Source organism: Hymenobacter monticola, from assembly GCF_022811645.1.
Taxonomy (GTDB): Bacteria; Bacteroidota; Bacteroidia; order Cytophagales; family Hymenobacteraceae; genus Hymenobacter; species Hymenobacter monticola.
In genome coordinates, this window is record NZ_CP094534.1 from 5,113,754 (window position 1) to 5,126,771 (window position 13,018).

The 13,018-nt window shown below is 66.4% G+C and carries 12 protein-coding genes and 1 pseudogene; 10 read left to right on the forward strand and 3 right to left on the reverse strand.

Going from position 1 to position 13,018, the window contains the following annotated elements; all coding sequences use genetic code 11:
- Positions 1-213: 213 nt before the first annotated feature.
- The 6 genes from MTP16_RS21445 (at position 214) to MTP16_RS21470 (ending at position 4,745) form a co-directional block, all read left to right on the forward strand.
- Positions 214-657 carry an ABA4-like family protein gene (locus tag MTP16_RS21445; protein ID WP_243513689.1) on the forward strand — a complete coding sequence of 148 codons (444 nt, stop codon included), beginning with the start codon at positions 214-216 and terminating at the stop codon, positions 655-657.
- Between the two features lie 21 nt (positions 658-678).
- Positions 679-1,155 (forward strand): DUF1772 domain-containing protein, encoded by a 477-nt coding sequence (locus MTP16_RS21450; RefSeq protein ID WP_243513700.1) that lies wholly within the window; start codon positions 679-681, stop codon positions 1,153-1,155.
- Positions 1,156-1,359: 204 nt separating this feature from the next.
- A complete protein-coding gene (locus tag MTP16_RS21455; protein ID WP_243513703.1) occupies positions 1,360-2,217 on the forward strand; it encodes a hypothetical protein in 858 nt (285 codons plus the stop codon).
- A gap of 60 nt (positions 2,218-2,277) precedes the next feature.
- Positions 2,278-2,946, forward strand: coding sequence for a hypothetical protein (locus tag MTP16_RS21460; RefSeq protein WP_243513706.1), 669 nt, complete (start codon positions 2,278-2,280; stop codon positions 2,944-2,946).
- A complete protein-coding gene (locus MTP16_RS21465) occupies positions 2,939-3,985 on the forward strand; it encodes a sensor histidine kinase (RefSeq protein WP_243513711.1) in 1,047 nt (348 codons plus the stop codon). Before MTP16_RS21460 ends, MTP16_RS21465 begins: the two co-directional genes overlap by 8 nt.
- A gap of 7 nt (positions 3,986-3,992) precedes the next feature.
- Entirely contained in the window at positions 3,993-4,745 is a 753-nt protein-coding gene (locus tag MTP16_RS21470; protein WP_243513714.1) for a LytR/AlgR family response regulator transcription factor, read from the forward strand.
- Positions 4,746-4,943: 198 nt separating this feature from the next.
- Here MTP16_RS21470 and MTP16_RS21475 read toward each other — a convergent pair whose 3' ends face one another.
- From MTP16_RS21475 to MTP16_RS25945, 3 genes are all read right to left on the reverse strand, one after another.
- The gene (locus MTP16_RS21475) at positions 4,944-5,738 is read right to left on the reverse strand and encodes a LytR/AlgR family response regulator transcription factor (RefSeq protein WP_243513716.1); all 795 of its coding nucleotides are present in this window, start codon (positions 5,736-5,738) and stop codon (positions 4,944-4,946) included.
- Positions 5,739-5,939: 201 nt separating this feature from the next.
- On the reverse strand, positions 5,940-7,052 hold the full coding sequence (locus tag MTP16_RS21480; RefSeq protein ID WP_243513724.1) for a sensor histidine kinase: 1,113 nt from the start codon (positions 7,050-7,052) through the stop codon (positions 5,940-5,942).
- A 75-nt stretch (positions 7,053-7,127) separates the two neighbouring features.
- Positions 7,128-7,826: a hypothetical protein gene (locus MTP16_RS25945; RefSeq protein ID WP_262922649.1), complete on the reverse strand. Its 699-nt coding sequence runs from the start codon at positions 7,824-7,826 to the stop codon at positions 7,128-7,130.
- Positions 7,827-8,079: 253 nt separating this feature from the next.
- On the opposite strand from MTP16_RS25945, the gene MTP16_RS21490 reads away from it, so the two are divergent.
- The 4 genes and pseudogenes from MTP16_RS21490 to MTP16_RS26115 all read left to right on the forward strand — a co-directional run bounded on the left by MTP16_RS21490 (position 8,080) and on the right by MTP16_RS26115 (position 12,773).
- On the forward strand, positions 8,080-8,772 hold the full coding sequence (locus MTP16_RS21490; RefSeq protein WP_243513727.1) for an outer membrane beta-barrel protein: 693 nt from the start codon (positions 8,080-8,082) through the stop codon (positions 8,770-8,772).
- Between the two features lie 175 nt (positions 8,773-8,947).
- On the forward strand, positions 8,948-9,646 hold the full coding sequence (locus MTP16_RS21495; RefSeq protein WP_243513729.1) for an outer membrane beta-barrel protein: 699 nt from the start codon (positions 8,948-8,950) through the stop codon (positions 9,644-9,646).
- 630 nt (positions 9,647-10,276) lie between these two features.
- Positions 10,277-11,977 (forward strand): annotated as a pseudogene (locus MTP16_RS26110) (PAS domain-containing protein); the annotation flags it as partial.
- Positions 11,978-12,470: 493 nt separating this feature from the next.
- A complete protein-coding gene (locus MTP16_RS26115; protein ID WP_380286359.1) occupies positions 12,471-12,773 on the forward strand; it encodes a sensor histidine kinase in 303 nt (100 codons plus the stop codon).
- Positions 12,774-13,018 lie beyond the last annotated feature (245 nt).

The window sequence follows — 13,018 nt, forward strand, 5'->3', positions numbered from 1 at the left end:
AACAGCCGCGCGGGTAGCGGAAGCAGCATGGCAGCCGGTTGAAACAACCGATAGGTAGTTCAACGGTAGATTCGACGGGTTGGCCATTGGTGGCGTTGGCTCACCGCCGCGGCCCGCCGCTTCGCCCCGCCGTTTCGCCGCTTCGCCCCCGTTGCTCTGGCGGCCGGGCAAGCCGGCACGTAAGTTTGAACCAGTCCTTTCAACCCGCCCGCCATGCTCACGCCCGACCTCCTGTTCAAAATTGCCAGCAACGTAGCCGCCCTGGGCTGGCTGCTGCTGGTGCTGGCCCCGCGCTGGCGCGGCACCCGCGCCGTGGTGCTGAGCGGGGCCCTGCCCCTGCTTCTCGCCGCCACCTACGTGGCCGTCATCGGCTACCAAACGCTGGCCCACCCCGCGCCGGGCGCCGGCTTTAGCTCGCTGGCGCAGGTGGCGGCACTGTTTCGGGAGCCGTGGGCCCTCACGGCCGGCTGGGTGCACTATCTGTGCTTCGATATGGCCGTGGGCATCTGGGAAAGCCGCGACGCCGAGCAGCGCGGCGTGCCGCACCTGCTGTTGCTGCCGTGCCTGGTGGCCACCTTCCTGCTGGGGCCGCTCGGGTTCTTGCTCTACTCGGCCGTGCGGCGCTGGTACCCGCGGCCGGCGGTGGCAGCCATCTAGCAATCTGTTATTCAACCTGCCATGACTGCGTTTGCCGAATCGATGCTCTGGCTGCTGGTGCTGAACCTGGGCGTGGCCTTCGGGGCCGGGCTCTACGAAACGCGCATTGTGCTGCCGCAGTGGTTCAGCCGCTCGGCTATCGGCTTTCAGGTGAACGATGCGGCCATGCGCGCCACCGACACCGGCCGCCAGTTCTGGGGCATGGCTACCACGCTGCCGCTCACCTTGCTCACGCTGGCCAACCTGTGGCTGGCCGGGCGGGCCCCGGCGCCTGTGCACGGCTGGTGGCTGGCCGCCGCCCTGCTCACGCTGCTGGAACGCCTCGGCACATTTGGCTTTTTCATTCCCACGGCCATTAAGCTGATGAGCGAGCCGGGGGTAGCGCCGGCCAAAGCCAGCGGCCTGGTGGGCTGGTGGCGGCGCCTGAACTACGGTCGCCTCCTGCTCACGCTGCTGGCGTGGCTGGCGGCCCTGAAGGCGCTGACGCTGGTGGCGTAGGCAGCCCGAGTGCCAAGGAATTGCTGCCTTGCGGCCCTGGCGAACCTCACCCCGGCCCCTATCCAAGAGATAAGCCGGATGCTTAATAGAAAGTCGTGCCGATGTGATTCCCCCTTTTCAGGAGGCACCGGAAAGGCTCTTTTAAGCTACGCCAGCAAGCCCGCTGCTTCAATAAATTCCTAAGCTTCATTCCTTTCTTATCCCATGAAAACTACCCTGCTTCAAACGTCGCTTCTGGCAACGGCCGCGCCAGCCGAATCCGCTTTTTCGTCCGTCGGCACGGCGCTGCGGGTGCTGCACCGCGCCAATCCCGTATTGTCGTGGACGGGCTGGGTGAACGTGGCCCTGGCCCTACTGGCGCTGGGCCTGCTGCTGGTAGACCACCGCCTGGTGACGGGCGCGCCGGCGTGGGTGAAGCCGCTGAAGTTTGCGCTGTCCATCACGGCCTTTGCCTGGACGCTGGGCTGGCTGCTGGCCGATTTGCCGCCAACGGCGCAGCGAGCCGTGCAGCTTCTTAGCTGGGGCGTAGCCGTGAGCATGGCCGTGGAGCAAGCCGTGATTTTCACGCAGGCCGCGCGCGGCACTAGCTCGCACTACAATGCTACTTCCGCGCTAAACGGCGTGCTCTTTGGCCTGATGGGCGTATTCATTCTGGTGAATACGCTGATGACTGTGTGGGCCCTGCTGCTGGTGTGGCGGCACCCGCTACACGGGCCGGTGGGCTACGTGTGGGGCGTGCGCCTGGGGCTGCTGCTGTTCCTCATCGGCAGCGTGCTGGGCGGCATGATGATTCACAACCAGCAGCACACCGTGGGCGCGCCCGACGGCGGCCCCGGCCTGCCAGGCCTGGGCTGGAGCACCCGCGCCGGCGACCTGCGCATTGCCCACTTCCTGGGCATGCACGCGCTGCAGGCGCTGCCGCTGCTGGGCTGGGCCCTCAGCCACTGGGCGCCGCGCTGGGCCGCGCCCCTTACCTGGACGGGCGCCGCCCTGTATGCCGGGGCCGTGGCCGGGTTGTTTGCGCTGGCCCTGGCCGGGCGGCCGCTGTGGGCCGGGCAGTAGCCGCGCCGGTTTCATTGCCACTTCTCGTTCTCCCCTCATTTGGTTTACGCTCCCCTGATTATGCCTGCCCTGCATCAGCTCAACATTCTTGTGCACATTGTATTTGGCACGCTGGCGCTGCTGGTGGGGCTAGGCCCCATCTTCACAGCGGCAGGCGGGGGCGCCCGGCATGCGCGGCTGGGCCGCTGGTTTCTGGGCCTGGCCACGGTGACGCTGGTGACGGCCGTGCTGGGTTTGGCCGTGTTCAACTTCCGGCCGTTTCTGACGGTAATTGTGCTGCTGAGCGTGTACCAGGCGTACTCGGGCTTTCGGGCGCTGCGCACCCGGGCCACCGGCCCTACCTGGCGCGATGGGGTGTTTTCGGCGGTTTTCCTGGTGGGTGGGCTGGCCTTTCTCGTGCTATTGCCGCGTATCGCGCTGGTGTGGTCGCCGGTGGTGATGTACAGCACCTTGGGCACCCTGCTCACCATGACGGTGTACGACCTGAGCCGGTTTGCGTGGCGGCCGCAGTGGCGGCGCGGCGCCTGGCTCTACGAGCACATCTGGAAGATGATGAGCACCTACGCGGCGCTGCTGTCGGCCTTCACGGGCACGGTGCTGGCGGCTTATCAGCCCTACAGCCAGTTTCTGCCGTCGGTGCTGGGCACGGCGGTGGCGCTGGGCTTTATGGGCAGCGTGTATTGGCGCCAGCGCCGGCGCGGGGCTCCTTTTTCGGCCGGCAATGCCTAACGCCGAGTACCTTGGCCGCGTGATAAACGACCGTCGTTTTCTGCTCGCTGGCATTCCGCTGCTGAGCCTGGTCATTGCGGCCTTCAACCTCCCAGGCAGCGCCTATGGCCATTGGCCGCTGATGGCCGCACACTGGTTGATTTCTATGTACTTCACCGCGGGCTACTGGCTGAGCAACCGCCAGTTGTGGCGCTGGCTGCTCAGCCGCTTTCCCAGCCCCGAGCAAACGCCCCGCCGCCTCTGGGCGCTGGCCGGCCTGGCCCTGCTCGTGACCTCGGCCGCTACGGTGGCCCTCACCCTGCCCATGCACGGACTGCTGCCGTCTATTTTTCCGCTGGAGGCCCCGTTTCTGCTGCGTTCAGCACGCTTTAGCCTTGTGCCCACCGTGGCGGTGCTTACCCTTTACGAGGCCATGTATTTCTTCGAGCAGTGGAAGGGCAACCTGCACCGGGCGGAGCAGCTGGCCCGCACCCAAACCCAGGCCCAGCTCGATGCCCTGCAAAGCCAGCTCGACCCCCACTTTCTGTTCAACAACCTGAACACGCTGGCCGCCCTCATCGAGCCCGAAAACGAGCCCGCCCAGCAATTCGTGGAGCAGCTGGCCGACGTGTACCGCTACGTGCTGCTGGCCCAGGGCCAGCCCACCGTGCCGCTGGCCGAGGAAATGGCCTTCATCGAAACCTACCTGGCCCTGCACAAAGCCCGGTTTCGCGACAACCTGGTGGTGGAAATAGCCGTGCCGCCCGCCGCGCTGGCCCGCCGGGTGGCCCCGCTCAGCGTGCAGCTGCTGGTGGAAAACGCCCTGAAGCACAACGAGGCCTCGCGCCAGCACCCGCTGCACCTGCGCCTGTGGACCGACGAAAACGCTGATTTTTTGCGGGTCGAAAACACCCTGCGGCCCCGCACGGCGGGCCTGGCGCCCGGCACCGGCACCGGCCTGGCCAACGTGCGCCGGCGCTACGAGCTGCTCGATGCGGCCCGGCCCGTGGAAGCCGGGGCAGTGGCAAACAAATTCGTAGTGAAAGTGCCCCTGCTCTAACCCCGCCATGAACATTCTGCTCCTCGAAGACGAGTACCCCGCCGCCGAGCGCCTGCAGCGCTTGCTGCAGCAAGCAGCCCCCGAAACTCAGGTGCTGGCCGTGCTCGACACCGTGGCCGCGGCCCTGGACTGGCTGGCTGCCCACCCCGCCCCCGACCTCATCCTCAGCGACATCCAATTGGCCGACGGCCTGAGTCTGGAAATCTGGGAGCAGGCCGTGGTGCCCAGCCCGGTCGTCTTCACCACGGCCTTTGATGCCTATGCCATCCGGGCGTTTCAGGCCAACAGCATTGCATATCTGCTCAAGCCGGTGAAGCTGGCGGAGCTACAGGCCGCACTGGCCAAGCTGCGGCAGTGGCCCAAGGGCGACGGTTCCCCCATCGAGCGTTTGCTGGATGCCCTGCCCCGACCCAGCCGGCCGCACAAAACCCGGTTCCTGGTGCGCCAGGGCGAGCAGCTGCTGCCGCTGCCCGTGGCGGAAGCGGCCTGGTTCCTGAGCCGCAATGAGAACGTGACGCTGGTGGCCGCCGACGGTCGCCGCTTCGTGCTCGACTACACCCTCGAGCAATTGGAAGGCCTCCTCGACCCCGCCCAGTTCTTCCGCCTCAACCGGCAAGTCATTGCCCAACTGCCCGCCGTGCGCCGCCTGCACCCGCACTTCAACGGCAAGCTGCTGGTGGAGCTGCATCCCGCCGCCCCCGAAGAAATACTGGTGAGCCGCGAGAAAGCCCCGGCCCTGAAGGCGTGGCTGGAAGGGTAGCCAACTGTCATTGCGAGGCGCAGCCGAAGCAATCCGTCCTGTCAAAACCAGACACGTTCTTCTACCAAGAAGCCCCGACATCGCATTGGTGCCGGGGCTTTTTATTGGCTTTAGCTACGATGCCCTTCGATTGTTGCCTCAAAAGGCTGGTCGCTGAGAACAGGACGGATTGCTTCGCTGCGCTCGCAATGACAGGCGTTACCTATCCAGCCAGCTCTTGAACACGTTCACCTTCTCGCGGCTCACCAGCACCTGGGCGTCGGGGGCGGCGGGTTTGAGCACGGTTTGCAGGCGGGAGTTGGTGTAGTGGATGATGTCCTGGATGGCCGACTGCTGGGCCAGGTAGGCGCGGTTGAGGCGGAAGAAGCGGCGCGGGTCGAGCAGGTTTTCCAGCTGGTCCATGGTGTAGTCCACCACGAACTTGCGGCCTTCGGTGGTTTGCAGGAAGGTAGCTTTTTCGAGGCTGAAGAAGTAAGCAATCTGGTCGAGCGGCACCACTTTCAGGTGTTCGCCCACGCGCACCACAAACTGGGTTTTGTAGCTGGCGGCGGGTGGCGCGCTTTGCTGCATCTGCTGCATGAGCTGGGCCAGCAGGGCGGGGTCGAAGGCGGGCGCGGCGGCCGGAGCAGCGGGCAGGCGCTCGCGCAGCTTGCGCAGGGCGGCCTGCAGTTCCTCCTCGTCGATGGGCTTGAGCAGGTAATCCACGCTGTTCACCTTGAAGGCTTGCAGGGCGTACTGGTCGTAGGCGGTGGTGAAGATGACCGGGCAGCGCACCGCGGTTTGCTCGAAAATCTCGAAGCTCAGGCCGTCGGCCAGGTGAATGTCGAGAAACAGCACGTCGGGCGCGGGGCCGGCCTGCAGCAGCTGCACGGCCTGGCTCACCGCTTCGGCCGTGCCCAGCACCTGCACGGGGTCGGGCTGGCGGGCCAGCATGTCGGCGAGGCGGCGGGCAGCCAGGGGTTCGTCTTCGACGATGAGGGCGCGGATGGGCATGGGCGGGGAAGGTGCTAATGTCATTGCGAGGCCGCAGGCCGTGGCAATTCGTCCTGTTCTCAGCGACAAACTTACTGTTGTGATAAGCCCTAATCCTGCACTTACAATCTGCGCAACTAATTAAAAGCTTGTCGCAATAGTAGGCTGGTCGCTGAGGCCAGGACGGATTGCCACGGCCTGCGGCCTCGCAATGACAGACGATTATAGCTCTAACAGCGGCAGCGTCACCACAAACTCGCCGGCCTCCTCCCCTATCGCCAATTGCTTGTCGGTGAGGAAAGCGTAGCGGGCGGCCAGGTTTTTCAGGCCCAGGCCCGACGACTCGCCGGGTGCCAGACGGCGCGGGCGCAGGGTGTTGCGCACGGTGAGGGTTTGGGTTGCGGCATCCAGCGCTACCGCCACGTGTAGCGGGTTGGCCTGAAAAGCGGTGTTGTGCTTGATGACGTTTTCGAGCAGCAGCTGCAGGGCCAGCGGCGGCACGTGGTAGGCGGCCAGGGCGGTGGGCGGCAAGTCCATTTCCACAGCCAGGGCGTCGCCGAGGCGGGTTTTCTGGAGGTAGAGGTAGCTTTCGGCGAAGCGCACTTCCTGGGCCAGGGGCACCAGCTCCTGGCTTTCGCTGTCGAGCACGTAACGGTATACCTGCGAGAGCTGGCGGATGAAGCGCACGGCGCGGGCGGGGTCGTTTTCTTCGACCAGGCTGGTGAGGGCGTTCAGCGAGTTGAACAGAAAGTGCGGGTCGACCTGCCGGCGCAGCGAGTCGAGGCGGGCCACGGCGGATTCCTTTTCGAGGCGCTCGGCGCGCACGGCGGCGTCGCGCCACTGAAAGAAAAACGCCCGGCTGTGGTTGAACAGCGACACAATGACCGTGATAATGAGCGGCATGAGCACCTGCCAGTACATTTGCCCCGACCACAGCCGGGCCAGCGGCTGGCCCTGAATGAGCAGCAACACGGCGTTCATGCCCACAATCACCAGCAGCGAGCCGCCCAGCGACACGGCCAGCGTGAGCAGCACCCGGCGGCCGGGCTGCACCGTCCAGGCATAGCGGCGGTTCAGCCACTCCACCACGTAGCCGTTGGTGAGCCACAGGCCCGTGCTGTACATCACGGTGTAGGCATAGGTGATGGCAAAGGATTTCCAGCTGTGCAGGGCCTGCGGGTTCACCAGCACGCTGATGCCCAGGGCCAGCAGCAGGATGACGCGCACCGCCCGGCCCAGGGCCCGCAGCGAAGTAGGCGCCGCCCGAAACACGTCGGGCAGGGCAGGCACGGAAGAATCGGGAGCGGCCACGGCAACAGGCAGGGAAGTTTGCATCAAAGTAAGGGGGAAAGTTGGCGGCAAGCCGGAAAAAGGCAGTGGGGTGCGGACCAGCTAATCCGCGCGGCCGGGCTACTTGGCGGCCGGAGCCAGGGCTGCCGCGTACTGCTTGAGGCGGCCTTGGAGCTGGCGCTGGCCCCAATCGGGCATCAGCGGGCCGCTGGCTTTAAAGGCGGCGTACTTGGCCTGGGCTTCTTCGTAGAGCGGCTTGGCGGCTTCGGGGCCCCCGCCGAACATTTTGGGCGTGAAGTTCACGTTGTTGGCGCCCACCAGGTAGGCGCGGGGGTTGGCGGGGTTCAGCTTTTTGGCCTGGGCCACGGCCTCGTTCACCAGGGCCGAGTATTTCATGGAGCGCAACATGGGCGACACGCCCAGCCGGGCCTGGTAGATGTAGGCTTGCAGGGTGAGCAGTTCCGACTCGTCGCCGCGCAGCTTGCGGGCCTGGGCCAGGGCGGCCTCGGCCTGGTCGAGGGTTTTGTCTTTGGCGTCGGCGTCTTCCTGGCTTTGGAACACGTTGATGAGCAACGCGTAGGCCTGGTAGTAGCGGGGCAGCCAGTCGGCGGGCTTGGCGCTGGCGGCGCGTTCCAGCTTGGCGGCCACGGCCCGGAGGGCGGCGGGGTCGCCGGTACTCATCAGCTCGGCAATGGTGGCAGTCATCTGGGCGGTGTAGGCATCGGCGGGCGCAGTGGCCGCCGCAGTCGGGGCGGCGGGCTGGGCCTGAGCGGCGAGCGAAGCGGCGGCGAGGGCGAGGGCGAGCAGGGCGGTTTTCATGGGAGTGGGGCTGGGGGTTGAGGTGGCGCGGCGGGCTTGCCGTGGTTGATGGTTCAAAGGTGGCAGCAGGGCGGGCCGGCCGAAAATGCCCGTTGCCGAAGCGTCGAATGAGGCCGACGAAGCAGCAGATTCTCCGACGGCCCGTTCCGTGTAAGAATTGCCAAGCGCGTCCCGGAGGCATGCAACGTTTTGGCAGTTTAAGAAATCATCTTCACCTTACGGCTTCATTTCCACCACTCCAATGCCTTCCTCCATGAAACATCCCTTACTTGCCCTTAGTGGCCTGCTGCTGTTCTCCGCGCTGCCGGGCCGCGCCCAAACCGCGCCCGAGCCGGCTACTTCGCCCCGCTTTTTTGTGGGCCTGGGCGCGTACAGCAGCTATTACCAAAAGGTAGGCACCTACCCTCCGCAGTACGTGAGCAGCCAGTTTCGGCTGCCCGTGCAGCTCACGGCGGGCTACCAGTTCACGCCCCGCCTGGCCGTGCAGGCCAGCGCCGCCTACAGCGGCACCTCGCGCGACTATTTCATTAGCAACTACAACAACCCGACCTCTCCCACCGGCTACAGCGAAGGCAGCTTCACCTTCACGTCGCGTAGCATCTCGGCCGCCGTTCTGGCCCGCTACACCGTCACCAATCCCACGGCCCGCCTGCGGGTCGATGCCCTCGGGGGCGCGGGCCTGGAGCATTCCGGCGACAATTCGCGCGGCACCGTCTCCACCCAGCCTTTCGGCCAGGATGCGCGGCCCGTCAATACGCACTACTCGAAAAACATCCTGACGGCTACCCTGGGTGCCGGTCTGCGCTACCGCCTCAGCCCGCACTTCGAACTGGCCTACGACTTCACCGTGAACCGCGCCCTGGCTTCGGACTCGCGGGAGTACCTGAACCGCAGCCTCACCACCGCCCACGGCCTGGGCGTGCGCTACCGCTTCGGGTCGCGCTAGAGAAAGAACAATAATAAAAAAGCCGTCCTTGCTTCAGCAGGGCGGCTTTTTTTATGGGCTTGCCGCTTAGCCGGTTTGCGACAAACAGGTGTTTTTTGGGCTGATTTGCGCGACGCCTTGCAACGCCAGCCCCTTCCCTCGGAATCTAGCTGGTACACCAATGCTTTTTCTACACATGCAACACCTCCGCCCCGCCCTGAGTGGCCTGCTGCTGGCCCTGCCCCTGCTCAGCCGCGCTCAAGCCGCCCCCGCCCCGCGCTACTACGTGGGCCTGGCGGCCTACAGCAGCGACTACCAACCCCTCGGAAGCCGCCGCCCCGGCGTCACCGGCTTTCCCGTGCCGCTTCAGCTCACGGCCGGCTACCAGCTCACGCCCCGCCTGGCGGTGCAGGTGGGGCTGGCCTACAGCGGCTCGGCTTCGGCCTACAACGGCGAGGGCTACTTCTACAACCTGAACAGCAACCAAGGCATTTACTACAGCTACGCCGGCAAGAGCAGCATTCGCAACGCCTCGGCCTCGGTGCTGGCCCGCTACACCCTCACGCGCCAGCCCGGGCACCGCCTGCAGTTCGACGCCCTGGGGGGCCTCACCCTGGAACACCGCCGCGGCACCGACCGCGGCACCTACACCGACAGCCTCGGTGGCCGCCGCAACGCGAGCCCCTACGACGACCGCGCCGCCGTCAACACCCTGCTGCTCACGGCCGGCCTGGGCACCCGCTACCGCCTCAGCTCCCGCTTCGACCTCACCCTGGACCTGCTGCTCAACCGCTCGCTCAATGCCCCCGCCCCTAGCCCCATTTTTTACAATTTCCAGAACGGCTTTAGCAGCAGCGCAGCCTTGGGCGTGCGTTACCGGTTTGGGCGGAAGTAGACCGTTTTCCAGGCAAGCCCGCCCCCTACAGGCAGCAAGTATGCCATACGGCCGGGCTTGTGGTTGGCGCTAAGCCCGGCCCTGCGAGTATCTTCGGGCTTTCGGCCCGCTTGCTCTCCCGCCATGTCTGACTTCCCCGCTTCGGCCCTGCCTGAGACCGCGCCGGCCCCGGCCGACCTGCTGCGCGCCGTGTTCGACGTGTCGCTCTCGCCCCTCAACCTGCTGCGCCCACTTTACGCAAACGGAGGCGGTGAAATCGCAGACTTCGGGATAGATTACCTCAACCCCGCCGCCCAGCGGCTCACGGGCCTGGCCGGGCAGCCGGGCGGCACGCTCCACACGCACTTTCCCAACGCCAGGGCCAACGGCTTGTTTGCTTTTTATTGCCGGGTGTTCGAAACCAACACGCCCGACCAACTGGCCCTGCACTACCTAGCCGACCAGCAAGACACCGTGCTCCAAGTGGCGGCGCAGCGCCACGGCGGGCAGCTGGTGGCCAGCTTCATGGACGCGGCCACCGGCCCGCGCACGGCCGTCGAAACTGCCCTGCGCGAAAGCCGGGCCCGCGAGCAGGCCGCCCGCGCCGAGGCCGAGGCCGAGCGCAACCGCCTGCAGCAGGTGCTGGAGCGTATGTCGGCCAACGTGGCGCTGCTCAGCGGCCCCGAGCACCGCTACAGCTACGTCAACCCCGAATACCTGCGCCTGTTCCCCGGCCGGCCGGTGCTGGGCCGCACCCTGCGCGAAGTCATTCCCGAGCTGGAGGGCCAGGGCTTCTACGAACTGTTCGACCGGGTGTACGAAACCGGCGAGCCGTACTACCAGGCCGAATCCGAGGCCTGGGCCGATTATGCCGGCACCGGCCAGCCGCAGCGTCGCTACTACCGCACCAGCTTCGAACCCCTGCGCAATGCCGAAGGCCGGGTGACGGAGGTCCTCAACTTTGCCGTCGACGTGACGGCCCAGGTGGAGGCCCGGCAGGAGGTGGAGCGCCTCAGCCGGGAGGCCGAAGCCGCCCGCGCCGACGCCGAGCGCCAGCGCGGCGAGCTGCTGCGCGTGTTTGAGCAGGCGCCGCTGGCCATTGCCGTGTACCGGGGCCCGAACTACGTCATCGAGCTGGCCAACCCCACCGTGTGCCGCCTCTGGGGCCGCCGCCAAAAGGACATCCTCGGCAAGGGCCTGTTTGAGGCGCTGCCCGAAGTGGCCGGCATGGGCTACGAGCAGCTGCTGGACGAGGTGATGGCCACCGGCGTGCCCTACGTGGCCCACGCCATGGAGGCCCAGCACGACCGCAACGGCCGCCGCGAAACCGTGTACTGGGACTTCGTGTACGTGCCCATGTACGAGCCCGACGGCCGCGTGTACGGGGCCATGGTGGTGGCCACCGAAGTCACCACCCAGGTGCACGCCCGCCAGCAGATGCAGCAACTCAACGACGAGCTGGAGATGCGCGTGACGGCCCGCTCGGCCGAGGCCCGCGCCGCCCAGTTCGAGGCCGAGCAGCAGCGCGAGCAGGCCCGGCACCAGCAAGCCCTGCTGGGCCAGATTCTGGGCCAGGTGCCGGCCGCCATTGCCACGCTCATGGGGCCGGAGCACCGCTACACGTTTTTCAACGGGCCCTACCAGGCCCTTTCGGCCGGCCGCACCGCGCTGGGGCGCACCGTGGCCGAAGTGTTGCCGGAGGTAGAAGAACAGGGTTTCATCAGCCTGCTCGACCAAGTGTACACCACGGGCGAGCCCTTCATCGGCGCCGAAACGCTGATTATGATGCAGAACGAGGCCACGGGCCAGCCCGAGCAGCACTACCTCGACTTCATTTACCAGCCCCTGCGCGACGCGCAGCAACGCACACAGGGCATCCTGGTGTTTGCCCTGGACGTGACCGACCGGGTGCGCGCCCGCAAGCAGGCCGACACCCTGCAAACCGCCATGATGGCCGTGCTGCGGCAGCAGGCCCAGGAGCGCGAAGCCCAGCGGGCCGAGCTGCGCCGCATTTTTGAGCAGGCCCCGGTGGCCATTGCCATCCTGCGCGGCCCGGCCCTCGTCATCGAGCTGGCCAACGACGCCGTGGCCGCCATCTGGCAGCGGCCGGCCGCCGAGGTGCTGGGCCGGCCCTACTTCGAAGCGCTGCCCGAAACCACGGGCCAGGGCTTTGAGCAGCTGCTGCGCGAGGTGCTGCGCAACGGCCGCCCGTTGCGGGTGACGGAAGCTCCCGTGCAGCTCCCAGCGCCCGTGGGCACCGAGCCCCGGCAGGCCTACGTCGACTTTGTGTTTCAGCCCCTCTTCGACGAGGAGCGGCGCGTGACGGGCCTGCTGGCCATGGGCACCGAGGTGACCGACCAGGTGCAGGCCCGCCAGCAGGTGCAGGGCCTCAACGAGGAGCTTTACTCCATCAACGAAGAGCTGCAGGTGACGAACGAGGAGCTCATCGACACCAACAACCGCCTCATTCGCACCAACGCCGACCTCGACACCTTCGTGTACACGGCCTCGCACGACCTGAAGGCGCCCATTGCCAACATCGAGGGGCTGCTGGAGGCCCTGCGCTACGACCTGCCGCCGGCGGTGCTCGAAGGCGACGGCGTGGCCCGGCTGCTCGACATGATGCAGGGCTCGGTGGCCCGCTTTCAGCAAACCATCGGCCACCTCACCAGCATCTCCCAGGTGCAGCACCGCGAATCGACCGAAACCGTGGACCTGCCCGCCCTGGTGCGGGGGCGTGCACCTCGACCTGGCCCCGCTCATCGAAGCCGCCGGGGCCACCCTCACCGTGACCACGGCGGGCTGCGAGGCCGTGCGCGTGGCCCCCAAAACCCTGCGCTCGGTGGTGTACAACCTGCTCTCGAACGCCATCAAATACCGCGCCCCCGGCCGGCCCGCCCAGGTGCAACTGCGCGCTCACTGCCAGCCCCAGCACCTCACCCTAGAAGTGCAGGACAACGGCCTGGGCCTGACCGCCGAGCAGCAGGGCCGCCTCTTCGGCATGTTCCGCCGCCTGCACACCCACGTCGAAGGCTCGGGCGTGGGCCTGTTCATGGTGAAGCGCCTAGTGGAAAACGCGGGTGGCACCATTCAGGTGGAAAGCCAGCCCGAGAAGGGTTCCACCTTCCGCGTGACGCTGCCGGTGTAGACCGTTGCAGAACTCAATACAAGTTGAGTTCTGTGAAGCACCTCCTTGGGCTACCTCGCGGCGTAGGAAGTGGTTTGCGTAACCTTCGTTCCGTCGGGATACGTCTCGCCGATTTCCAATACCAAGGTGGTGGCGGTCAGGCTCACAATTTTATAGCGATAGGACGAGGGCTGAATCACAATCTCCATTTCGTTGGCAGCAAAGTCCCAGGTGCTGGCCGCCGCTGGCGCCTGGCACTTTGCCTG

Coding starts and splice junctions, on each gene's coding strand:
- MTP16_RS21445 (WP_243513689.1), top strand. CDS start 214: ATGCTCACGCCCGACCTCCTGTTCAAAATTGCCAGCAACGTAGCCGCC.
- MTP16_RS21450 (WP_243513700.1), top strand. CDS start 679: ATGACTGCGTTTGCCGAATCGATGCTCTGGCTGCTGGTGCTGAACCTG.
- MTP16_RS21455 (WP_243513703.1), top strand. CDS start 1,360: ATGAAAACTACCCTGCTTCAAACGTCGCTTCTGGCAACGGCCGCGCCA.
- MTP16_RS21460 (WP_243513706.1), top strand. CDS start 2,278: ATGCCTGCCCTGCATCAGCTCAACATTCTTGTGCACATTGTATTTGGC.
- MTP16_RS21465 (WP_243513711.1), top strand. CDS start 2,939: ATGCCTAACGCCGAGTACCTTGGCCGCGTGATAAACGACCGTCGTTTT.
- MTP16_RS21470 (WP_243513714.1), top strand. CDS start 3,993: ATGAACATTCTGCTCCTCGAAGACGAGTACCCCGCCGCCGAGCGCCTG.
- MTP16_RS21475 (WP_243513716.1), bottom strand. CDS start 5,738: ATGCCCATCCGCGCCCTCATCGTCGAAGACGAACCCCTGGCTGCCCGC.
- MTP16_RS21480 (WP_243513724.1), bottom strand. CDS start 7,052: ATGCAAACTTCCCTGCCTGTTGCCGTGGCCGCTCCCGATTCTTCCGTG.
- MTP16_RS25945 (WP_262922649.1), bottom strand. CDS start 7,826: ATGAAAACCGCCCTGCTCGCCCTCGCCCTCGCCGCCGCTTCGCTCGCC.
- MTP16_RS21490 (WP_243513727.1), top strand. CDS start 8,080: ATGAAACATCCCTTACTTGCCCTTAGTGGCCTGCTGCTGTTCTCCGCG.
- MTP16_RS21495 (WP_243513729.1), top strand. CDS start 8,948: ATGCAACACCTCCGCCCCGCCCTGAGTGGCCTGCTGCTGGCCCTGCCC.